Origin of the sequence: Glycomyces buryatensis (genome assembly GCF_004912275.1) — a bacterium.
Classification (GTDB): domain Bacteria; phylum Actinomycetota; class Actinomycetes; order Mycobacteriales; family Micromonosporaceae; genus Glycomyces; species Glycomyces buryatensis.
In genome coordinates this window covers 277317-297815 of record NZ_STGY01000067.1, presented here as the reverse complement: position 1 = coordinate 297815, position 20499 = coordinate 277317, and the positions used below count along the sequence as shown (strand labels likewise).

Here is a 20499-nt window from a genome sequence, read left to right as displayed (position 1 = left end):
AATGAGCAAGCTCAACACCTACGAAGACGCCGTGGCCGCCTACGAGCCCGTCCTCGGACTCGAGACGCACATCGAGCTCGACACCCGGACCAAGATGTTCTGCGGCTGCTCCACCACCTTCGGCGGCGAGCCCAACACCCAGGTCTGCCCGGTCTGCCTGGCCCTGCCCGGCGCCCTCCCGGTCGCCAACCGGGCCGCCATCGAGGCCACCATCAAGATCGGCCTCGCGCTCAACTGCTCCATCGCCGAATGGACCCGCTTCGCCCGGAAGAACTACTTCTACCCGGACATGCCGAAGAACTTCCAGACCACCCAGTACGAGGAGCCGCTCTGCGAGGAGGGCTACGTCGACGTCACCGTCGACGGTAAGCCCTACCGCGTCGAGATCGAGCGCGTCCACCTCGAAGAGGACACCGGCAAGACCCTCCACGTCGGCGGCGCCACCGGCCGCATCCACGGCGCCACCGAGTCCCTCGTGGACTACAACCGGGCCGGCATCCCGCTCGTGGAGATCGTCACCAAGCCCGTGCCCGGCACCGGCGCCCTCGCCCCCGAGGTCGCCCGCGCCTACGTCACCGAACTGCGCGACATCGTCCGCTCCCTCGGCGTCTCCGACGTCCGCATGGAGCAGGGCTCGATGCGCTGCGACGTCAACCTCTCGCTGAACAAGCCCGGCGCGGAGTGGGGCACCCGCACCGAGACCAAGAACGTCAACTCGCTGCGCAGCGTCGAACGGGCCGTCCGCCACGAGGTCCGCCGCCAGTCCGCGCTGCTGGACGAGGGCATCAAGATCATCCAGGAGACCCGCCACTTCCAGGAGGGCACCGGCGAGACCAGCCCCGGCCGGTCCAAAGAGGAAGCCACCGACTACCGGTACTTCCCCGAGCCCGACCTGGCCGTCATGGAGCCCTCGCGCGAATGGGTCGAGGAGCTGCGCGCCAGCCTCCCCGAGCCGCCCCGCCAGCGCCGCGAGCGCCTCCAGGCCGAATGGTCCCTGGCGGACAAGGAGATGCAGTCGGTGGTCAACGCCGACGCCGTCGAACTCATCGAGTCGACCATCGCCGCCGGTGCCGCCTCCTCGTCCGCCGTCAAGTGGTGGCTCGGCGAGCTGTCGCGGCGCGCCAACGAGGCCGGCGAGGAACTCGGCGCGCTGCAGATCACGCCCGCGCAGGTCGCCGAGCTCCAGGGCATGGTCGACGACGGGCGGCTCAACGACAAGCTGGCCCGTCAGGTCATCGACGGCGTCCTCGTCGGGGAGGGCTCGCCCGCCGAGGTCGCCCAGAAGCGCGGCCTGGAGGTCGTCTCCGACACCGGCGCGCTCGAAGCCGCCGTCGACGAGGCCATCGCCGCCAACCCGGCCGTGGCCGACAAGATCCGCGGTGGCGCGCACGCCGCCGCCGGAGTCCTCATCGGCGCGGTCATGAAGGCCACGAAGGGCCAGGCAGACGCCGGCTCGGTCCGCCAGATCATTCTGGACAAGCTGGCCGGGTAGGATTCGAGACACCGAGGGGCCGGGACGACCAGGAGTCGCACGGCCCCTCGGCCTTTTTGTAGCAATCGCGCTTTTTCTGGCAACCGCTCGTTCTCCTCCCGTTTTCCGATGGTGTGAGCCACGAGTCCTCCGGGTAGTCGATTGGAGATGTTGTTCACGCGATCTTGCTACCCTTGACCGCGCCAGCCGGATCAGTTCTTCGATCCGCAGTTCTGCGCAAAGCTAATGGCGCACGACCGAAGGAGGTGAGAGACCAAATGGGCGATGACCCCGGATCTAGTCGAGATACCGACGTGTTCTCTCATTTCTCCCACCCGTGCCCCGCGTCCTCTTACATTGTGAGGCGGACGGCCTGACCTGCGGCGATTTCGCTCGCACGAGGGGCACGGCTGTTTCCTCGTGTTAGGAGGTGGCTGGCATGCAGCAGACTGTTCAGCCGATTTCGCCCGCGGCCATGGATTCGCTTACCGCGCTCCGTTCGGAACTCGCCGATACTTCGACCCTTACATTGGCCGATGAACTCCCGCGCATGGACCTGGCCGAGCAGGCTTTGCGTTTTCGCCTGCTCCCCAAAGACCGCGCTCTCGCCGTATTCGAGGAGTTCGACACGGTCCACCAACAGGAACTGCTCGACGGACTCAAGACCGAGACCGTGCACGACCTGCTCGACTCGATGGAGGCCGACGACCGCGCCAAGCTGTTCGACGAGATGCCGGCGATGGTCGCCACCCGGCTCCAGGGACAGCTGAGCCCGGCCGAGCGCCGCCGCACCGCCCAGCTCCTCGGCTACGACCCCGAGTCGGCCGGGCGCATCATGACCCCCGACTACGTGTCGCTGCGCGCCTCCATGACCGCGGCCGCCGCGATCGAGCGCATCCGGCACCTGCGGGCCCGCCCTCGTCATCTGGACGTCCTCCCGGTGACCGATGGGCACCGCAAGCTCATCGGGACCGTCGTCCTTCCCGACTTGGTGGCGGCCGACCCCGAGTCGCTGGTCGCCGAGCTCATGGCCGACGAGCTGCACCAGATCACCACCGACGCCGACCAGGAGCAGGCCGCCCGCCTCATCCAGGAGGCGAACCTCAACGCGCTCCCCGTGGTCGATCACGACGACCGCCTGGTCGGGCTCATCACCTTCGACGACGCCATGGAGATCCTCGAGGCCGAGGACACCGAGGACGCCACGCGAGCCGGTGCGGCCGAGCCGCTGGAGCGGCCCTACCTGGCGGCGGGCGTGTTCATGCTCGCCCGCAAGCGGGCGCTGTGGCTGCTGATGCTGGGCTTCGCCGGCATCCTCACCGTCTCGGTGCTCAACCACTACGAGGCCTCGCTTTCGCAGGTCACCGTCTTGGCGGTGTTCATTTCCCTGCTCACCGGCGTGGGCGGCAACTCCGGTTCCCAGGCGTCGGCGATGATCATTCGCGCCATGGCCGTCGGCGAGGTCCGCTTCTCCGACACCTTCAAGATCATCTGGCGCGAGGGCCGGGTCGGGCTCATGCTCGGTGTGCTGCTGTCGGTCGTCGGCGGGCCGATCGTCGGCCTCGTCTACGGGTGGCAGATCGGCCTGATTATCGCCCTGACCCTGCTGGTGATCTGTACCTGGTCGACGCTCGTCGGATCCTTCCTGCCGCTGATGGCCAAGAAGGTCGGCATCGACCCGGCGGTCGTCTCGGCCCCGATGATCTCGACCCTCTGCGACGCGACCGGCCTGGTCATCTACTTCTCGATAGCCGCAGCCGTCCTCGGTTCGGCGCTGTAATCCGCGACCGGACGTGGATAAGGGCCTAATCCTGAGGTGACTCTGAGCTTTCCGAGCCGTCCTGGCTCTGCTCATCATGGACATCGGTCTCGCCGACCTGTTCCTCGGTCGGGATGACCGTCCGTTCCAGCGTCACGTCGGATTCGCCGACGGTGCCGAGGTCGATCGAGTCGTACGCCGTGAGCGCCTTCGAGTCCGGATTGAAGTAGAGGACGTCGAGTTGCATCTTCAACGGCGTCTCGGATTGGAAGGTGCGGATCCCGGCCGCGCCCGTGGAGCCCTCGACCATGAGCGTGGTGCCCTCACCGAGGTCCTGGACGGCCCGCTCGTGGGTGTGGCCGGCCAGCACCAGCGGCACACTGCCGGTGAGCGGCACCGCCATCTCGGGTTCGTGGACCATTGCCAGGTCGGCCCCGCCGGCGTCCTCGATCGCGGTGTTCAGCCGCTCGCCGGACTCGGTCAGCATCTGCTGGGCGTACTCGCTGGTGGGCAGGTTGCCCTTGTCCTGGGTGAAGCGAGGGTCGCCGACGCCGCCGAACCGCAGCCCTTCGACCTCCTGGACTTCGCCGTCGAGGATCACCACATTGTCGTAGGCGGCGAGCGCGGCGACGGTGATGGCCGAGTCGTGGTTGCCCTTGACGAACACGTAGGGGCAGTCGATCTGCTCGACTCCGCGCGAGAAGATCTCGGCCTCCTGCTCGGAGCCCCAGTCGTTCATGTCGCCGGTGTCGGCCACGGCGTCGATGTCGAACTGGTCGACGACCGATTCCATGACGTGCCAGGCGGAGGGGTTGAGGTGGATGTCGGAGACGTGCAGGACCTTGATCGAGTCGTCGTTGATGCCCAACTGCGGCATGTCCATCGCCAGCGCGTAGAACTCCGAGATGTTGGTGACGAACTTCTGGAGGTTGGCGACGTACTCCTCGTAGTTCACCGCGATGTCCTCGGCATTGCCGACCACGCTGGGGGCGTAGGCGAGCAGGCCCTCATAGCGAGGCTGCGAGATCGACTCGGGCCGCAGGGTGGACGCGGCGTAGCCCATCATCGCGGCCGTGACCGCGAGCGAGGTGATGGCGGTGAAGAGGGTGCGGCGCATGGTGCGGAAGACCAGTGCGCCGACCAGCAGGCCGCACAGCGTGACGATCGCGAGCGCGGCGAAGACGACGCGGCCGACGGCCTCGGTGACCTCCGAGGCGAGGCCCTCAGAGGCGGAGGAGACCCCGTCGGAGGTGTTGACGATGGTCTGGGCCGCTTCGGGATCGACCGAGTTGAGGGTGAGGTTGACGCCGATCGGGCCGTCGTGGCTGTCGAAGACGACGTCGCCGAGCGGGGGGATGTTGACGACGGTCTCGCCGTGCACGTCGGGGCGCAGCGACATGGTGGTCTCGAACGGCCCGATGTCGGCCTCGGTGTTGCCGACCAGCAGCAGTCCGCCAGCGGCGGCGACGGTGCCGACGAGGAGGATCGACGCGACCGAGGCGAGGCGCTGGGCGCGGTGGGAGGCGCGGAGGCGCGTCCAGGTCCGTCCGGCGTGGTACCAGGTGGCGATGATCGCGCGGCCGGGCCGTGAGGCCTCCAGCCGGTGCCAGGCTCCGTCGAATCTGTGTCTGGTCCTGGAGGCGCGGCGCAGGGCGGCGTCGCCGAGGTTCCTGAGGAAGTCCAGTGCAGAGCGGAGCCGGTGGTTCATCAGACCCTTCCTTGCGCGGCATAGGAGGTGGCGAAGCGGATGACGCGGTCATCGGTGTCGTCGGCGACGCAGCCGCGTTCTTCGACGCATTCGTCGTCGCGGTTGGACGTGGTCACCCACAGCATCCCGTCGGGGCCCATGACGACCGATCGTAGTCGGCCGAACTCGCTCTGGAGCGCGGCTTGCGGCTCGCCGCTGACCGCACCGGAGGAGTCGAATTCGACCGTCCACAGTCGTTGGCCGCGCAGGCAGGCGGTGATGAGGGTGGACTCGGCGAAGACGGCGCCGGAGCAAGAGGCCTCGAAGGGTTCCCAGGTGAGGACGGGATCGATGTAGTCGCCGTCGTTGCCGGCGCCCTCGTTCAGGGGCCAGCCGTAGTTGCCGCCGGGCTCGATCAGGTTGATCTCGTCGGCGATGTCGGTGCCGAACTCGGTGGCGTACAGCTCTTCGGAGGCGTTCCAGGTCAGGCCCTCGATATTGCGGTGGCCGCTGGAGTAGACGGGGGAGTCGGGGTCGGGGTTGTCCGCGGCGGGCTCGCCGCCTGAGTCGATGCGGAGGATCTTGCCGCCCAGCGAGTCCTCGTCCTGGGAGTTCTGGCTGTTCCCGGCGTCGCCGGTGGCGGCGTACAGGTAGCCGTCGGGGCCGAAGGCGAGCGCGCCCCCATTGTTGGTGCTGCCGGAGGGGATGCCGGTGAGGATCGGTTCGGGCTCACCCTCGGCGTCCAGATCCAGGCTGGCGATCCGGTTATCGTCCTCGCTGGAGTAGTAGAGGAAGATCGTGGAGTCCGAGTCGAATTCGGGGGAGACGGCGATGCCCATGAGGCCGCCGTCGCCCGCGGGGTCGACTTCGATGGTGCGCAGTTCTTCGGGGTCGCCGGTGGTGCCGTCCTCGGCCAGGGAGATGGACAGCAGCCGCCCGGAGTCGCGCTCGCCGAGCAGGGCGGTCCCGTCGGGCAGGAAGCCCAGGCCCCAGGGGACCTCGAGGCCTTCGGCGACGACGTCGAGGAGGGTCGCCGGTTCCTCGGGGGCGCCGCTGGGGGTGGGCAGGTTCGGCGGCTCGCCGCCGGTCGGCTCGGGCGGCTGGCCGAACGAGCACGAGGCGAGCGAGAACGTGACCGCCGCCGCGGAGGCGGCCGATATCCATCGGCGCATAGGCCCCACCCTATCTATCCGGCAATGGAAAGCCACCCGCCCCGATCCGGTGCCGTCGGCCCCAGTCGTTTTCGTTCCCTTCTGCGCTGCACTAGGCTGTGCCGCGTGAAGGTTTGGATCGGTCATGAATCAGGTCGCGAGCACCTCGGTGAACTCCCGGCGAATGTTGAGCTCGAGGTGTTCGACGGACGCTCCGGCTATCCCTCGGACCCGGCCACCGTCGAATTCTGGGTGCCGCCGTTCCTGGCCCAGTCGAAGGTCACCCTCCCATTGCGGGACATGCCCGCGCTGCGGACGATCCAGCTGCTGAGCGCGGGCGCAGAGGTCTGGGTGCCGGTCCTGCCCGAGGGGGTGGCGCTCTGCGACGCCCAGGGCGTCCACACCGGAGTGACCACTGAATGGACGATCGGCGCGATCATCGCCTCCATGCGCGGTTTCGACGTCTTCGCCCGCCGGCAGGAACGCCGGGAGTGGAAGGTCGAGTTCACGACCACGGTGTGCGACAAGCGGGCCCTGATCGTCGGCGCCGGCGACATCGGGGAGAAGGTCGCCGAGACCTTGACGGTGCTCGGCACCGAAGTCGTGAAGGTGGCCCGCCGCGCTCGCCCCGGCGTGCACGCCATCGACGAGATCGACGCATTGCTGCCCGAGGCCGACATCGTCGTCCTCATCCTCCCGCTGACCGACGCCACCCGCGGCATGGTCGACGCGAAGTTCCTGGCCCGCATGAAGGACGGCGCCCTGTTGGTCAATGCCGCCAGAGGCCCGATCGTCGACACCGACGCACTCGTGGCGGAGGTCGCCGCGGGCCGCCTGCGCTGCGCGGTCGACGTGGTCGACCCCGAGCCGCTGCCCGAAGACCACCCGCTCTGGGGCCTGGAGGGCGCGCTCATCACTCCGCACGTGGGAGCCTCGACGGACGGCCTGATCACCCGCGCCTACGCCCCGGTGGGCGCTCAGATTCGCCGCTACGCGGCCGGGGAACCGTTGGAGAACGTGGTCAGCGAAGGCTACTGACTCGAGTCGGAGCCGTCCCCGCGGAGGTCCTGGCCGCCGACGTGCAGCACCTGCGGGAGGTTCTCGGCCTTGAGCGGGCGCAGGCGGACCTGGGACTGGTCGTCCAGTATGGCCGCCACTCCGTCGTCGTCAGTGGCGAAGCCGTCGATGTGGTTCCACTCGATGAGCCTGCGCGAGAGGAAACTCCGCACGATGATGCCCTCGCGGGTCACGTCCAGGCCGGAGCGCCAGGCCCAGGAGGAGACGGCCAGCGGCGCCAGCAGCAGCACCGCCCCGATGACGACCGAGAAGGCGCCCCACAGGGGCTGCTCGGCCATCAGCGAGAACGCCAGCGGCGCACCCGCCAGCCAGCCGACGAAAGCGGCCACTGTGATCGCCGCGGATCGGCGAATCCGCAGGCGGGGAGACGAGGCAGGCGAGGCAAGGGTCATGGACTGATCCTGACACACCCGGCCGCGGGGCGCGAATCAGGCGCGGTCCGGTTTCTGTCGGATTGCCGCTTGACTGTCCCCTCTCACGTGGCACGATCACCCCAGAGGCAAGGGAACGAGACCAATGGTGGTGAGTGTGGCTGTCAAGATCACATTCCGGCCAACGCCGCGCCAAGTGCTCGGCCGCACCATCTTCATTGCCGCCATCGCAGGGGCCGCCGCCCTCACGCCCGCCCTCGCCTACATGGTCCTGAGCGGCGACTGGAACCTCATCGTCCTGGCGGCCGTGGCGGCGGTCGCCGGCCTCGTCGCCTTCGCCTTCGCGCTGCTGGGTTCGCGCAAGCTCGGAGTCGTCGTGGACGACGAGGGCATCCACCCCTTCGAGAGTCCCCGCAGCGTCCCGTGGACGCAGGTCGCCGACATCCGCGCCGAACGCCGCGGCACCCGCGCCGTCCCGGTCGTCTACCTGACCGGCCCCGCCGGGGGCACCTGGCGGCTGCGCGCGCCCTACTCCGGACGAGCGCTGGCGGTCGACGAGCAGCTGGACGAGAAGATCTTCGTCATGCGGACGTTGTGGGAGGTCCACCGCCACGGGGCGGTGCCCCCGCGTACCGACTGATCGACGATCTTCACTGGATTGTTTCCGGCGCGGACCCGAAAGTTCCGAAAACCTTTGAGTAGGCATTGAAGGAATGCGATTGCCATTTGTGACCCGATCGTGACCTTCGGGGCGGTTCACCAGCCTTGACCCTCCAATAGTGTTGCCGTAATCTCACCGTCATTACCGAAAGTTTTCGATTTAGTTCCGGAAATTGAAAGCGTTATATCGGTATTCGGCGGGATCGAGCCGGGCCCCGTCGGACCCCTTTTGGTCCTCGGGCCATGACGACCTCGGAAGGAGCGCTCACCGATGAGCACTCGAGCCCCGCAGTCCAATCCCTTCAAGAAGTCCTCGGGGGCCATTGCGTGGCCCGACCCCGCCCTCTCCCGACGCGGCCTGGTCGTCACCGGTGCCACCGCGCTCACCGCCAGCGCCGCCGGTTGCAGCTGGTTCTCCACCGACCCCGAATCCGACGGCGCGGCGGGCGGGGAGAAGGGCCTGGAGGCCCCCATGCTCGCCGAGCGAGTGGAGGCAGGCGACCTCCCGCCGGTCGAGGAGCGCCTCCCCACCGAACCGGTCGTCATCAAGGTCTCCGAGGAGATGGGCGCCTACGGCGGCACCTGGAACACCGCCATCACCGGCGCCTCCGACGGCCCGTGGCTCTTCCGCACCATCAACTACGAGCCGTTGCTCAAGCGCACCCGCGACTGGGAGGAGATCGAGCTCAACCTCGCCTCCGCCTTCGAGGCCAACGACGACGCCAGCGAATTCACCATCACGCTCCGCGAGGGCCTGAAGTGGTCCGACGGTGAGCCGGTGACCACTTCCGACGTCGAGTTCGCCTTCAACGACGTCAATCTCAACGAAGCCCTCACCACCGCGGTCCCCACCGAGCTGACCGGCCCCGACGGCAACGCCTGCGAGCTGGAGATCGTCGACGAGCTCACCTTCATCGTCCGCTTCTCCGGACCCACTCCGATGTTCCGCGAGAACATGGCGGGCGGCATCTCCGGGCAGCGCTTCACCTGGTACCCACGCCACTACCTGGAGCAGTTCCACCTCGACTACAACGACAAGGCCGACGACGAGGCCGTCGAGGAGGGCTACGACGGGTGGGTCGCCCGCTTCACCTCGCTGGGCAACCTGTGGAGCTTCCAATGGGAGAATCCGGACCTTCCGAGCCTCATGGCCTGGACCTGCAGGCAGCCCATCTCCTCCGCCGATTACGCCTCCTTCGAGCGCAACCCCTACTACTACAAGGTGGACGAGGAGGGCAGCCAGCTGCCCTACATCGACGAGGTCCGCTACAACATCATCGCCGACGTCGAGACCATGTTCGCCCACGCGATCAACGGCGACTACGACTTCCACTCGCGCCACTTCAACGACAACGCCCACCGGGCCGATGCGGTCGACGCCCAGGAGGCCGGGAACTACACCGTCCTCGACCTGACCTCGACCTACTCCAGCGACATGAACATCGCGTTCAATATGAACCACCACGACGCCGGGTTGCGGAAGATCTTCCAGGACAGGCAGTTCCGCATCGCCATGTCCCACGCGATCGACCGGCAGGAGCTGATCGACGTGCTGTGGAATCGCGTCGGCGAGCCCGCGCAGCCCGCCCCCACGCCCGACTCCGACTTCTACGACGAGGAGTTCGCCACCCAGTACCTCGAGTTCGACGCGGACCTGGCCAACCAGATCCTCGACGATGCCGGCTACGAGGCCGGATCGGGCGGCATGCGCACCTCCCCGGACGGGACGCCGTTGGAATTCACCTGCTCCATCGCCGACGACGCGCTCCTGGGCACCATCTGGATCGACGCGATGGACATGATCAAGACCTATTGGGAGGCCGTCGGCGTCACGCTGCACATCAACGGCCAGCCCCGCGAGAACTGGCAGACCGCGGTCAACGAATTCGACTTCGACCTGACCGTGTGGACCGGCGACGGCGGCGCGATCGACGAGACCATCTCGGTCTACTGGTACATGGCCGCGGGGCCGGGCGGCGGCGCGTTCTTCGCCAGGCAGTGGTCGGAGTACTACGAACGCGGCGGTGAGACCGACGAGGCGCTGGTCCAAGAACTCCCCGCCCACATCGTCGAGCAGCAGGAGCTGTACAACCAGTGGCGGCTCGAACCCGACCCGGCGTCACGAGACGACATCTTCCGGCAGATCCTCGAGATCGCCAAGGAGCAGTTCTACGCGATCGGCACCGTCCGCGGCGCGGGCTCGTGGGCCATCGTCTCGAACCGGCTCCACAATGTCGGCGGCGAGATGCCGGAGAACCCCACGTACGGAACGCCCTCGCCGTCGCGCCCCGAGCAGTGGTTCCTCAACGAGGCTTAGGGACTCGACATGCTGCGCTACCTGGGCCGCCGTGTCCTGTACATGGCGGCCACCCTCTTGGCGATCTCGCTGGTGGTGTTCGTCGTCATCAGCCTGCCGCCGGGGGACTTCGTAACGGCCCTGCAGGCCAAGTATTCGACGCAGGGCCAAGGGCTCTCCGCCGACGACCTCGAGAACCTGCGGGTCAGATACGGCCTGGACGGCAATATCCTCGCCCAGTACGGGCACTGGTTCTCACAGATCGTGCTGCACGGCGACCTGGGGACGTCCTTCGAGTTCGAGAAGCCCGTCGCCGATATCGTGGGCCCCCGCCTGGGGGCCACGATCGGCGTCTCGCTGGCGACCTTGATCGTGACGTGGGCGATCGCCTTCCCCATCGGCGTCTACTCGGCGGTCAAGCAGCGCTCGATCGGCGACTACACGGCGACGACGGTCGGCTTCCTCGGCCTGGCGACCCCGAACTTCCTGATCGCGCTGGTGTTCATCTACTTCAGCGTCTCCTGGTTCGGGTCGGTCCCTTCAGGACTGTGCTCGCCCGAATGGTGCGACTCGGCGTGGAACCTGGGCAAGCTGCTGGACCTGCTGGGGCACTTGTGGATTCCGATGATCGTCATCGGCACCGCGGGCGTGGCCGGGGTGGTGCGCATCATCCGCAATAACCTGCTGGACGAGCTGCACCGCCCGTACGTGACCGCCGCCCGCGCCCGGGGCGTCCCCGAGAAGCAGCTGCTGCGGCGCTATCCGCTGCGGGTCGCGCTCAACCCGTTCGTTTCCACGATCGGATGGGTGCTGCCGCTGCTGCTGGTCGGCGACATCGTCGTCGGGCAGATCCTGAGCCTGCCGACGTTGGGGCCGATCCTTTTGGGGGCCTTGCGAAGTCAGGACATGTACCTGGCCGGCTCGATCATCATGATCCTCAGCATGCTCACCGTGATCGGCACCCTGATCTCGGACCTGCTCCTGGGCTGGCTAGATCCCCGCATCCGCCTTATGGGGATGAATGGAGCACGCCAGTGAACAATCTGGACTGCGGCTCGCTCGTCGCAAGTACGCTCCGCAAGCTCCGCATACGTACTAGCTCCTCACGACCCTTGCCAGATTGCCCCCTGACGCACCCCATTCACCCCATACTTCCCCTGGAGCAAAAGTGAGTGTCACCGTAGACACGCGCCCTACCGCCTCCCAGCGGCAACTGGTGTGGTGGGCGTTCAAGAAGCACCGCCTGGCGCTGATCTCGGCCTGGCTGCTGGCCTTCATGTTCTTCGTGATCGCCCTGTGCGAGTTCCTGGCGCCGTTCGACGACCGCCACCGCGATTCCGCGTACACCACCGCGCCGCCGCAGGTCCTCAAGCTGTGGGACACCGACGGAGAGGAGGGATTCCGGTGGGGCCTCCACGTCGACGGCTACACCTCCACTCAGGATCCCGAGTCGCTGCGGATCAGCTACGAGGCCGACCCCGACGATCGCGTGGAGGTCGGGTTCTTCGTCAAGGGCGAGGAGTACGAGCTCTTCGGCCTCATTCCGATGGAGCGGCACTTCATGGGGCCCCATGACCCGGAGGACCCGATGTACCTCATGGGGACCACCACCGACGGCCAGGACCTGTTCAGCCAGCTCATCTACGCCACCCGCGTCTCGGCCTCGGTCGGCGTCATCGGCGTGCTGCTGGCGTTCATCCTCGGCATCGTGCTCGGCGCGATCTCCGGCTACTTCGGCGGCTGGGCCGACAACGGCATCCAACGCGTCATCGAACTCATCATGGCCGTCCCCGCGATTCCGCTGTGGCTCGGCCTGACCGCCGCGCTGCCGGTGGAGATGAACCCGCTGACCAGATACTTCATCATCACGACGTTGCTGGCGCTGGTGGCGTGGACCGGCCTCGCCAGGGAGGTGCGCGGGCGCTTCCTGGCGATGCGGAGCGAGGAGTTCGTGACCTCGGCGCGCCTGGACGGCTCCAGCCACGGGCGGGTCATGTTCCGGCACATGCTCCCGTCCTTCTCCTCCCACATCATCGCGGCGCTCTCCCTGTCGATCCCGACGATGATCCTGGCCGAGACCGCGCTGTCGTGGCTCGGCATGGGGCTGCGCCCGCCGGTGGTCTCCTGGGGCGTGCAGCTCCAGGACGCGAGCAAGTGGAGCGTCCTCTCGGGCGCGCCGTGGCTGCTCATCCCCGGCCTGTGCGTGGTGATCGTGGTCTTGGCGTTCAACTTCGTCGGCGACGGCCTGCGCGACGCCGCCGACCCCTACAAGCATTAGGCATGCCGATGAGTGAACCGCTCCTTGAAATCTCCGGCCTCAAGACCGGCTTCGACACCTACGACGGCAGAGTCAGGGCCGTCGACGGCGTCGATCTCACGGTCCACGCCGGCAAGACTTTGTGCGTGGTCGGCGAGTCCGGCTGCGGCAAGTCCGTCACCGCCCGCTCGATCCTGCGGCTGGTCGAGGCGCCCGGCAGCATCGACGCCGGCTCGATCGTGTGGCGCGGCGACCCGGAGCCATTCGACGTGCTCGAACTCGACGTGTCCGACAAGCGGCTGGCGAAACTGCGCGGCGGCGACGTCGGCATGATCTTCCAGGAGCCGGCCGCGTCGCTGCTTCCCTTGCGCACCATCGGCGCCCAGCTGATCGAGACGATCCGCATCCACACCGGGGCCGACAAGAAGGCCGCCCGGGCCCGCGCCATCGACCTGCTCGACCAGGTCGGCATTCCCCGGCCCGAGCAGCGGGTCGACGCCTTTCCGTTCCAGCTCTCCGGCGGCATGTGCCAGCGCGCCATGATCGCGATCGCCCTGTGCGCCAACCCGTCCCTGCTCATCGCCGACGAACCCACCACGGCGCTCGACGTCACCACGCAGGCGCGCATCCTCGACCTCATCCGCTCGCTCCAGGCCGAATACCGGATGGCGGTCATGTTCATCACCCACGACCTGGGCGTCGTGGCCGAGCTGGCCGACGAGGTCGCCGTCATGTATCTCGGCAAGGTCGTCGAACGCGCCGGTGTGGAGGAATTGTTCGCCGATCCCAAGCACCCCTACACAAAACGGCTGCTCCACTCCGTGCCGGTGCTCGGCCGCGACCGGGGACGCGACCTGCCGACCATCCCCGGCACCGTCCCCAATCCGCTGCACCGCCCGAAGGGCTGCTCCTTCCACCCGCGGTGTGCCGAGGCCATCGCCGGGACCTGCGACCTGGATGAGCCGCCCGAGATCGACTTCGGCGGCGGCCGCACCGCCCAATGCGTTCTCTACGCCGACCGAGAAGGGGCCACCGCATGAGCGAGCAGCTGCTGGAGGTAAGTGACCTCCACGTCCGCTTCCCGGTGCGGCGCAACCTCCTCGGGCGCGTCACCGTGGAGAACCACGCCGTCTCAGGCGTCGACCTCACCCTCTACAAGGGTGAGACACTCGGCCTGGTCGGCGAATCCGGCTGCGGCAAGACCACGCTCGGACGCACCATCGTCGGCGCCCAGAAGCCCACCTCGGGCTCGATCCTCTACGACGGCAAGGACCTCGCGGACCTCAGCCGCCGCGAACAGGCCGCCTCGCGACGGCGCATCCGCCTGGTCTTCCAGGACCCGTTCTCCTCGCTCAACCCGCGCATGACGCTCCGCCAGATCATCGGCGACCCGCTCGTCGCCACCGGCGAGGCCCGCGGATCCGAACTGGAGGAACGAATCGCGGAGATGATGCGCCGCGTCGGACTCTCCCCGGACTACATGGAGCGGTATCCGCACTCGTTCTCCGGCGGCCAGCGCCAGCGCGTCAATATCGCCCGCGCCCTCATCGTCGGCCCCGAACTGGTCGTCGCCGATGAACCGGTCAGCGCCCTCGACGTGTCGGTGCGCGCCCAGATCCTGAATCTCCTGCGCGAACTCCAGGCCGAGTTCGGCCTGACGTACCTGTTCATCTCGCACGACCTGTCGGTGGTGGAGAACATCGCCGACCGGGTCGCGGTCATGTACTTCGGGAAGATCGTCGAACTCGCCGGCACCGCCGAGCTGTACGAGACGCCGCACCACCCGTACACCGAGGCGCTCATGTCGGCCGTGCCGATCCCCGACCCGGCACTGCGGGGGAGGGGCGGGCGGATCCTGCTGCCGGACGAACTGCCCGACCCGACCAGCCCGCCGCCCGGCTGCGCGTTCGCCGGGCGCTGCCGCCACGCCTTGACCGGACGCTGCGACACCGGCATGATCCCGCTCGAGGGCGGCGTGCGCTGCGTGCGCTCCGGCGAACTGAAACTCCAGGGCCTGACCGCGAAGACGAACTGAAGGCGCAGTCGATGACCGACATCATTCCCACTGTCGAGGGACTCGCCTTCGGCGGCGATTACAACCCTGAGCAGTGGGGCCGGAAGGTCTGGGACGAGGACGCCCGTCTCATGGGCGAGGCCGGGGTGAACCTCGCGACCGTCAACGTCTTCTCTTGGGCCAGAGTCAATCCCGGTCCCGGCCAGTGGGAGTTCGGGCAGCTCGACGCCATTATGGACCACCTTGCCGCGAACGGCGTGAAGGCCGACCTGGCGACCCGCCCGACCGATCTCAACCCGTTCCTCGACCGCCTGGCAATCGAGCCGGACTTCCCGGACGCTCCGCCGGGCCTGGAACTGGTCCGCCGATCCCATGAGGACGGCAGAAGCTACCTCTTCGCCATCAACCACACCGAAACGGAGTCGCGAGTCCCGGCGACCGGAACCGATCTCCTCACCGGCGCCGACTGGACCGCAGAGACCCCCATCCCTCCCGGAGGTATCGCGGTCATTCACGAGTCCTGAACTGTCACACCCGTCGGCTACCGTCACAGATTCAGCCATTCCTGTGGAGGAGCCACAATGCCCACGATCGTCTTCGTTCACGCCCTCGGATCGAGCAGCCGGGCCTGGGAGCCGCAGCGCGCCGCGCTCGGCGACCAGTACCGGGTCCTGACACCCGACCTGCCCGGGCACGGTGAGGCCGAGGGCCGCTTCACCCTCGACGGCGGTGCGGACGCCATCGGCGAGGTCATCGCCGCCGAATCCGAGCCGGTGACGCTCGTCGGGATTTCGGTCGGCGCCACGGTGGCGATGCTCGCCGCCCTGGCCGAACCGGACCGGGTCTCGCGCCTCGTCCTCTCCGGCGGCGTGGCGCATGCTCCGGGCATCGCGGCGCAGCGCAACATGATGCGCCTGATGCCGACGGGTCTGATCGTGGGGCTCATGAGCGGCATGTATGCGGGTGGGAAAGCGGAGTACAAAGCCCAGGCCGCCGAGGACCTCCGGCGGGCCGGCAAGGAGGCGTTCATGACCGGCCTATCGCAGCTCGGCGAGCTCGACCTTCGCCCCCGCCTGTCCGAGCTGACCCAGCCGGCATTGGTCCTATGCGGCGCCAAGGACAAGGAGAACCTGAAACCGGCCGAAGCACTCGCCGCAGGGCTGCCGAACGCCGAACTGAAGACCATCCCCGAAGCCGGTCACATCTGGAACCTCCGGGACCCCGACGGCTTCAATCGGACCCTGACCGATTTCCTGCCCTAATCGGCACCGGCTGGATCCCCGAAGCAACCCTCCGACCGGGAGCCGCTGCCGCCATTCGCGAGAATTGATCACGCTCACTCGCCCAATCCGTCACTGGCGCAACATGATCAGTCGGATTTGCGACAGACTGTGTGTTGAGACGCCCGATCTTGAGTGTGTAGAAATACACTTATCTCTATGGAGAATCCGACACAGGAAACCGGTCTGCTGAACGAGGCCGAGCTCGGCGAACTCGCCGAGCTCGGCCATCGTGTCCGGTACCCTGCGCGGTCGAAAGTGGTTCAGGAAGGGGACAACTCCGACTTCGTCCTCTATCTGATGGACGGCCACATCCAAGTGGTCACGGGTAAGCCTCCCGAAATCATCCGCATCTACGGTCCCGGAGACATAGCCGGTGAACGTGCCAGTGTCACCGGTAAACTGCGGAGCGCCGATCTGGTCGCCTTCGACGAGGTCGAGGCCTACTTCATCCCCGGAAGAGAGTGGCGCCGGTTCATCGAACAGCGTCCTGCAGTGCTGATGAAGCTCTACCGCGCCACGCTCGACCGACTCGAATCGCGGGAACCCTCGCGATCCGCCTCCGCTTCAACGGTCGAATTCAAGGTCGCCTCGGCACTGATCAGGCTGCTCGAAAGTGGACTCGGGCAGGCGGTGCCCGAAGGACATCGCATCAGCGGGATCTCACAGCGGGAACTGGGGTACCTCAGCGACATCTCGCGTGAATCGGTATCCATCGGGCTCAGGCCGCTGCGAGAGCGGGGTGCGATCAGCACCGGCCGGAACTGCTTCACGATCCTTGATCTCGCCGAGATCGAACGCGTCGCCCACCGCAGCTACCGGACATCGGAACCGTTATGAACGCAGTAATCGGAGACCTCCTCCCTTATGCGACCTACTTCCTGGCGGCGATCCCGCTGGCACTGGTCACCAAGCACCTCTTCGCCTACCTGAGCGACCGGAACCGATCCCGGGCGCGACTCGAACTGCTCACCCGCAGCATTGAAGGCACCGATCCCGACTCCCGCGCTGACATCCTGCGCGCGCTCGGCGACGGTGAACCCGACGGCCGCGAGGAGATCCGTCGGCCGCCTCCCTCCAATTGATGATTGAGCGACACAAACGAGAGGGACGGCACGTGGCCGTTGACAGATCGGCCGCCTACGACGGTGTGCTGCTCTACAAGTTGGTGTGGCGGCTCGTCCGGGACCACCGATTCGACCCGAATGACTTCGTGCTCGTGGGCAGTGCCCGGCTGTGGCTCGAAGGCATTGTCGGTCGGCTGGCGGACATCGACATCGTCGCCCGGAACGAGACCTGGGAACGGGCCCAGAAGATCGCCCACAACTATCTGCACAACGGGACATACAGCGGAGAGAACACCGGCGCACCGGTGGTCCAGCTTTACGGGAAGCGAATCGACGTCTGCCCCAGCTGGGTCGGCGACCGCTTCGACGCCGACGAGCTCATCGACCATGCCGATGTCATCAGCGGGCTCCGGCACATGTCGGTGGCCGACGTCGTCGCCTACAAACGGAAGCTCGGGCGCCCCAAGGATCGTCAGGATCTGGCCCGCATCCGTTCCAGGACCGCGGGACTGGCGATCACCGAGCTGCCTGATCGTCGACCGGCGCTGTCGGTTCCGGGGTGACCGGGTGGAGGAGACCGGGGTGGTCGTCGGGGAGGACCGCCTTGATGGCCCAGCCGGAGACGACCAGGCACAGGAGGAGGAGCGGCCAGGAGAGGAGGACTTGCGCCAGCGTGCCGCCGAGGACCGCCACGACCTCGCGGTCGGCGATCCAGAACGGGGTCAGGATCGCGACCCGAAGGGCGTACATCGCCACCCAGATCCAGGACGCGACGCTGTAGGCGCGGACGAGCTCGGGGTCCAGGCGCCAGCGGGTCTTCTGGCCGACCATGGCTCCCACGATCAGGCCGAGCAGCGGCCTGCGGAAGATGATGAACGCCGCCCAGACGAGAGCGCTGGCGGCGTTGGAGAGGATGCGGGGGAGGAGGATGTCCTGCGGGCGTCCGGTGTAGATGACCACGAGGCAGGCGACGCAGACGCTCAGCAGTCCGAGCACGACGGCTCTCGGCTTGGATTTCTGCCGCAGTCGCACCGCCGCGATCAGTGCCGCGCAGGCGAGCGAAGCCGTTACGCCCCAAGCGATCGAGTTTCCAGTGAGCAACCAGGTGAGGATGAACACCACCAATGGGGCGGTGGCGTCGAAGGCTCCTCGCTTGCCGCCTAGTAGGCTGACGAGCGTGTCTTGCCGCACAGTATCGGACGCTGTAGACAATGCCAACCCTCACTTCTAGACCCGTTACAACAGGCAAGGCTACCCTAACGGCAGGGGGCCGCCGGGCATCGCTCAGCGTGGCCCGACCCACGGATGGATTGGCGCAGTACCGGATGCTCGGCACACATGGGATGGACGAACCGCAGCTCCTCGACCTCATCCGCCGCGCCCGCCAAACCGACTTCGGGCGATGGAGCAAGGCCGATCTCGAGCGGGCGGTTCCCGGTCTCGGTTGGAAGATCAGGTCCTCAGAGGTCGACATCGGCATGTGGCGGGCCGACACCGGCTATGCCACCGGCGACGCCATCATCGACTCGGTTCCCCCGCAGACCCCGCTCTACGGACGGGCCGACTTCTACTCGATCGAAGTCCTGGTGCTCCGCTCCGCCGAGCGCGGCCGACAGGGTGAGAGTCACCGCACCAAGGTCTTCCGCGAGGTCATGGCCACCGTGCTCAGCGAGCTTGGCGCGCCTGACATCCGCGGCGGCGACGGCGGCCCCTGGATCCGCTGGTACCGCGACAATCTCGTCTTCGAACTCCACCTGCGCCGCTTCCACGGCGGCGTCACCCTCCGCCTGCTCTCACCCGAGCTGTTCGACCAGCTGGAGGCCCACGCGGTCGGCAAGGGCGACGTCTCCGGATGGCAGGCCTACGCCCGCCAGTCCAACCACCCGACCGAGCCCGCCTGCTACGACCTGGGCGAGTTCACCGAGCGGCTCAGCTCCCTCCTCGGCGACATGTCCGCCGACGTCCCCACCATCGACACCGCCGGCACCGTCCTGCTGCGCACCGGCGACTGGTCGGCCCGCTACGTGGCCGCGTTCGTCGACGGCGGGCTCCGCGTCGAGGCCTCCGCCGCCGTCAAGGGCAGCTGGCGCGGCGGCCTGTCGAACCTGCCCAACATGGGATTCCGGGCCCCCTCGGGCGCCCAGCCGAACTGGTCGCGAACCTTCCCCTCGACCGACCGGACCGCCACCAATCAGGCCGCGCACATGATGGTCGACGCCTTGCGGGCCTTCGGCATCCAGGACCTGTTCGACATCGTCTACGACGGCTTCACCGCCGACGGCGAACGCATGTACCTGCCCGTCCTCGGCATCGGAAACGGCGCCAACCCCTACTAGATACGGCCTCGTCCGCGACGGCGTCCCGGGCGACGCGAAGTTAGGGTTTCGGCATGATCGTTGATCTCCGCTCCGACACCCTGACCCGTCCCACCGCGGACATGCTCGACGCCATGATGCACGCCGAGGTCGGCGACGACGTCTACGGCGAAGACCCGACCGTGAACGCACTCGAAGCCGAGGCGGCCGCGCTCTTCGGCCACGAGGCTGCCGTCTTCACCCCGACCGGCTCCATGGCCAACCAGATCGGCCTGCAACTCGCGGTGCCGCCCGGCGAGGAACTGCTGTGCGACATCAAAGCGCACATCGTGAACTTCGAGATGGGCGCCGCCGCCGCGCTCGGCGGGATCTCCACCCGCACCTGGACGACCGAACGCAGTCGCCTCGACGCCTCCCTCATCGAACCGCTGATCAACCCGATCAGCCCGCACGTGACGCCCACCCGCGCCATCGCGATCGAGAACACCCACAACATCGGCGGCGGCACCATCCAGCCGCTCGCCGAACTGCGCGCGCTGCGCGAACTCGCCGACTCGTACGGCCTGGCCCTCCACCTGGACGGCGCCCGCATCTGGAACGCCCACGCCGCCACCGGGGTCTCCCTGCGCGAGTACGGGACGCTGTTCGACACCGTCTCGGTGTGCCTCTCCAAGGGCCTGGGCGCCCCGGCGGGCTCGATCATCATCACCGACGCCGAGCGGGCCGCCCGCGCCCGCATCATCCGCAAGCGCCTGGGCGGCGGGATGCGTCAGGCCGGCTACCTCGCCGCCGCCGGACGCTACGCGCTGGCGAACCACATCGAGCGCCTCGCCGACGACCACGCCCGCGCCAGGCACCTCGCCGAGTCCCTGGAACCGTACGGAATCTGCGAGGCCGAGCAGGTGGACACCAATATCGTGCTGTTCCACGGCCCCGACATGCCGAAGCTCGCCGCGGCCGCGGCCGAGCAGGGCGTCAAGTTCGGCGCCATGGGTCCCGACCGGGCCCGGCTCCTGACGCATCTCGACGTGGACGACGCGGGAATCGAGCGCGCCGTCAAGGTCCTCAGCGACCTGGTCCGCTGACCGGACCCC

20 protein-coding genes are annotated in these 20499 nt (G+C 67.7%); 16 read left to right on the top strand and 4 right to left on the bottom strand.

Features of this window, described 5'->3' with window-relative positions; genetic code table 11:
* Position 1: 1 nt before the first annotated feature.
* The gene (gene gatB, locus FAB82_RS19605; RefSeq protein WP_136536222.1) at positions 2–1492 is read left to right on the top strand and encodes an Asp-tRNA(Asn)/Glu-tRNA(Gln) amidotransferase subunit GatB; all 1491 of its coding nucleotides are present in this window, start codon (positions 2–4) and stop codon (positions 1490–1492) included.
* 418 nt (positions 1493–1910) lie between these two features.
* Entirely contained in the window at positions 1911–3251 is a 1341-nt protein-coding gene (mgtE, locus tag FAB82_RS19600) for a magnesium transporter (protein ID WP_246039729.1), read from the top strand.
* Between the two features lie 25 nt (positions 3252–3276).
* Here the strand turns inward: mgtE and FAB82_RS19595 are convergent, their stop codons facing one another.
* On the bottom strand, positions 3277–4938 hold the full coding sequence (locus FAB82_RS19595) for a metallophosphoesterase family protein (protein WP_136536221.1): 1662 nt from the start codon (positions 4936–4938) through the stop codon (positions 3277–3279).
* Complete coding sequence (locus FAB82_RS19590; protein ID WP_136536220.1) at positions 4938–6089, bottom strand: PQQ-dependent sugar dehydrogenase; 1152 nt, start codon at positions 6087–6089, stop codon at positions 4938–4940. Before FAB82_RS19590 ends, FAB82_RS19595 begins: the two co-directional genes overlap by 1 nt.
* Positions 6090–6194: 105 nt before the next feature.
* Here FAB82_RS19590 and FAB82_RS19585 point away from each other — a divergent pair, with 105 nt between their 5' ends.
* Positions 6195–7106 (top strand): 2-hydroxyacid dehydrogenase, encoded by a 912-nt coding sequence (locus tag FAB82_RS19585; RefSeq protein ID WP_136536219.1) that lies wholly within the window; start codon positions 6195–6197, stop codon positions 7104–7106.
* Here FAB82_RS19585 and FAB82_RS19580 read toward each other — a convergent pair.
* Positions 7100–7474 carry a PH domain-containing protein gene (locus FAB82_RS19580; protein WP_168801677.1) on the bottom strand — a complete coding sequence of 125 codons (375 nt, stop codon included), beginning with the start codon at positions 7472–7474 and terminating at the stop codon, positions 7100–7102. The two genes, FAB82_RS19585 and FAB82_RS19580, sit on opposite strands and share 7 nt — an antisense overlap.
* A 199-nt stretch (positions 7475–7673) precedes the next feature.
* Here FAB82_RS19580 and FAB82_RS19575 point away from each other — a divergent pair, with 199 nt between their 5' ends.
* The 11 genes from FAB82_RS19575 to FAB82_RS19525 all read left to right on the top strand — a co-directional run bounded on the left by FAB82_RS19575 (position 7674) and on the right by FAB82_RS19525 (position 17653).
* Positions 7674–8156, top strand: coding sequence for a hypothetical protein (locus tag FAB82_RS19575; RefSeq protein ID WP_136536217.1), 483 nt, complete (start codon positions 7674–7676; stop codon positions 8154–8156).
* Positions 8157–8447: 291 nt separating this feature from the next.
* Positions 8448–10493: an ABC transporter substrate-binding protein gene (locus tag FAB82_RS19570; RefSeq protein WP_136536216.1), complete on the top strand. Its 2046-nt coding sequence runs from the start codon at positions 8448–8450 to the stop codon at positions 10491–10493.
* Between the two features lie 9 nt (positions 10494–10502).
* Complete coding sequence (locus FAB82_RS19565) at positions 10503–11510, top strand: ABC transporter permease (RefSeq protein ID WP_136536215.1); 1008 nt, start codon at positions 10503–10505, stop codon at positions 11508–11510.
* Positions 11511–11640: 130 nt separating this feature from the next.
* Positions 11641–12750: an ABC transporter permease gene (locus FAB82_RS19560; protein ID WP_136536214.1), complete on the top strand. Its 1110-nt coding sequence runs from the start codon at positions 11641–11643 to the stop codon at positions 12748–12750.
* An 8-nt stretch (positions 12751–12758) separates the two neighbouring features.
* Positions 12759–13769: an ABC transporter ATP-binding protein gene (locus FAB82_RS19555; RefSeq protein ID WP_136536213.1), complete on the top strand. Its 1011-nt coding sequence runs from the start codon at positions 12759–12761 to the stop codon at positions 13767–13769.
* Positions 13766–14764 carry an ABC transporter ATP-binding protein gene (locus tag FAB82_RS19550; RefSeq protein ID WP_211116695.1) on the top strand — a complete coding sequence of 333 codons (999 nt, stop codon included), beginning with the start codon at positions 13766–13768 and terminating at the stop codon, positions 14762–14764. The genes FAB82_RS19555 and FAB82_RS19550 overlap by 4 nt, the downstream gene beginning before the upstream one ends.
* An 11-nt stretch (positions 14765–14775) precedes the next feature.
* Positions 14776–15267, top strand: a complete 492-nt coding sequence (locus FAB82_RS28935; RefSeq protein ID WP_136536211.1) for a beta-galactosidase — start codon at positions 14776–14778, stop codon at positions 15265–15267.
* 57 nt (positions 15268–15324) lie between these two features.
* The gene (locus FAB82_RS19540) at positions 15325–16005 is read left to right on the top strand and encodes an alpha/beta fold hydrolase (protein WP_136536210.1); all 681 of its coding nucleotides are present in this window, start codon (positions 15325–15327) and stop codon (positions 16003–16005) included.
* A 177-nt stretch (positions 16006–16182) separates the two neighbouring features.
* Positions 16183–16863 (top strand): Crp/Fnr family transcriptional regulator, encoded by a 681-nt coding sequence (locus tag FAB82_RS19535; RefSeq protein WP_136536209.1) that lies wholly within the window; start codon positions 16183–16185, stop codon positions 16861–16863.
* Positions 16860–17108: a hypothetical protein gene (locus FAB82_RS19530; protein WP_136536208.1), complete on the top strand. Its 249-nt coding sequence runs from the start codon at positions 16860–16862 to the stop codon at positions 17106–17108. The genes FAB82_RS19535 and FAB82_RS19530 overlap by 4 nt, the downstream gene beginning before the upstream one ends.
* A 32-nt stretch (positions 17109–17140) precedes the next feature.
* Positions 17141–17653 carry a hypothetical protein gene (locus tag FAB82_RS19525; protein WP_136536207.1) on the top strand — a complete coding sequence of 171 codons (513 nt, stop codon included), beginning with the start codon at positions 17141–17143 and terminating at the stop codon, positions 17651–17653.
* On the opposite strand, the gene FAB82_RS19520 is transcribed toward FAB82_RS19525, so the two are convergent.
* The gene (locus FAB82_RS19520) at positions 17607–18281 is read right to left on the bottom strand and encodes a DUF3159 domain-containing protein (protein WP_246039728.1); all 675 of its coding nucleotides are present in this window, start codon (positions 18279–18281) and stop codon (positions 17607–17609) included. The genes FAB82_RS19525 and FAB82_RS19520 overlap by 47 nt on opposite strands.
* A 152-nt stretch (positions 18282–18433) precedes the next feature.
* Here FAB82_RS19520 and FAB82_RS19515 point away from each other — a divergent pair, with 152 nt between their 5' ends.
* Positions 18434–19426 (top strand): DUF6301 family protein, encoded by a 993-nt coding sequence (locus FAB82_RS19515; protein ID WP_136536205.1) that lies wholly within the window; start codon positions 18434–18436, stop codon positions 19424–19426.
* 56 nt (positions 19427–19482) lie between these two features.
* The gene (locus FAB82_RS19510) at positions 19483–20490 is read left to right on the top strand and encodes a threonine aldolase family protein (RefSeq protein ID WP_136536316.1); all 1008 of its coding nucleotides are present in this window, start codon (positions 19483–19485) and stop codon (positions 20488–20490) included.
* Positions 20491–20499 lie beyond the last annotated feature (9 nt).

Coding starts and splice junctions, on each gene's coding strand:
- gatB (WP_136536222.1), top strand. CDS start 2: ATGAGCAAGCTCAACACCTACGAAGACGCCGTGGCCGCCTACGAGCCC.
- FAB82_RS19530 (WP_136536208.1), top strand. CDS start 16,860: ATGAACGCAGTAATCGGAGACCTCCTCCCTTATGCGACCTACTTCCTG.
- FAB82_RS19595 (WP_136536221.1), bottom strand. CDS start 4,938: ATGAACCACCGGCTCCGCTCTGCACTGGACTTCCTCAGGAACCTCGGC.
- mgtE (WP_246039729.1), top strand. CDS start 1,911: ATGCAGCAGACTGTTCAGCCGATTTCGCCCGCGGCCATGGATTCGCTT.
- FAB82_RS19565 (WP_136536215.1), top strand. CDS start 10,503: ATGCTGCGCTACCTGGGCCGCCGTGTCCTGTACATGGCGGCCACCCTC.
- FAB82_RS19515 (WP_136536205.1), top strand. CDS start 18,434: ATGGACGAACCGCAGCTCCTCGACCTCATCCGCCGCGCCCGCCAAACC.
- FAB82_RS28935 (WP_136536211.1), top strand. CDS start 14,776: ATGACCGACATCATTCCCACTGTCGAGGGACTCGCCTTCGGCGGCGAT.
- FAB82_RS19555 (WP_136536213.1), top strand. CDS start 12,759: ATGAGTGAACCGCTCCTTGAAATCTCCGGCCTCAAGACCGGCTTCGAC.
- FAB82_RS19550 (WP_211116695.1), top strand. CDS start 13,766: ATGAGCGAGCAGCTGCTGGAGGTAAGTGACCTCCACGTCCGCTTCCCG.
- FAB82_RS19535 (WP_136536209.1), top strand. CDS start 16,183: ATGGAGAATCCGACACAGGAAACCGGTCTGCTGAACGAGGCCGAGCTC.
- FAB82_RS19570 (WP_136536216.1), top strand. CDS start 8,448: ATGAGCACTCGAGCCCCGCAGTCCAATCCCTTCAAGAAGTCCTCGGGG.
- FAB82_RS19590 (WP_136536220.1), bottom strand. CDS start 6,089: ATGCGCCGATGGATATCGGCCGCCTCCGCGGCGGCGGTCACGTTCTCG.
- FAB82_RS19540 (WP_136536210.1), top strand. CDS start 15,325: ATGCCCACGATCGTCTTCGTTCACGCCCTCGGATCGAGCAGCCGGGCC.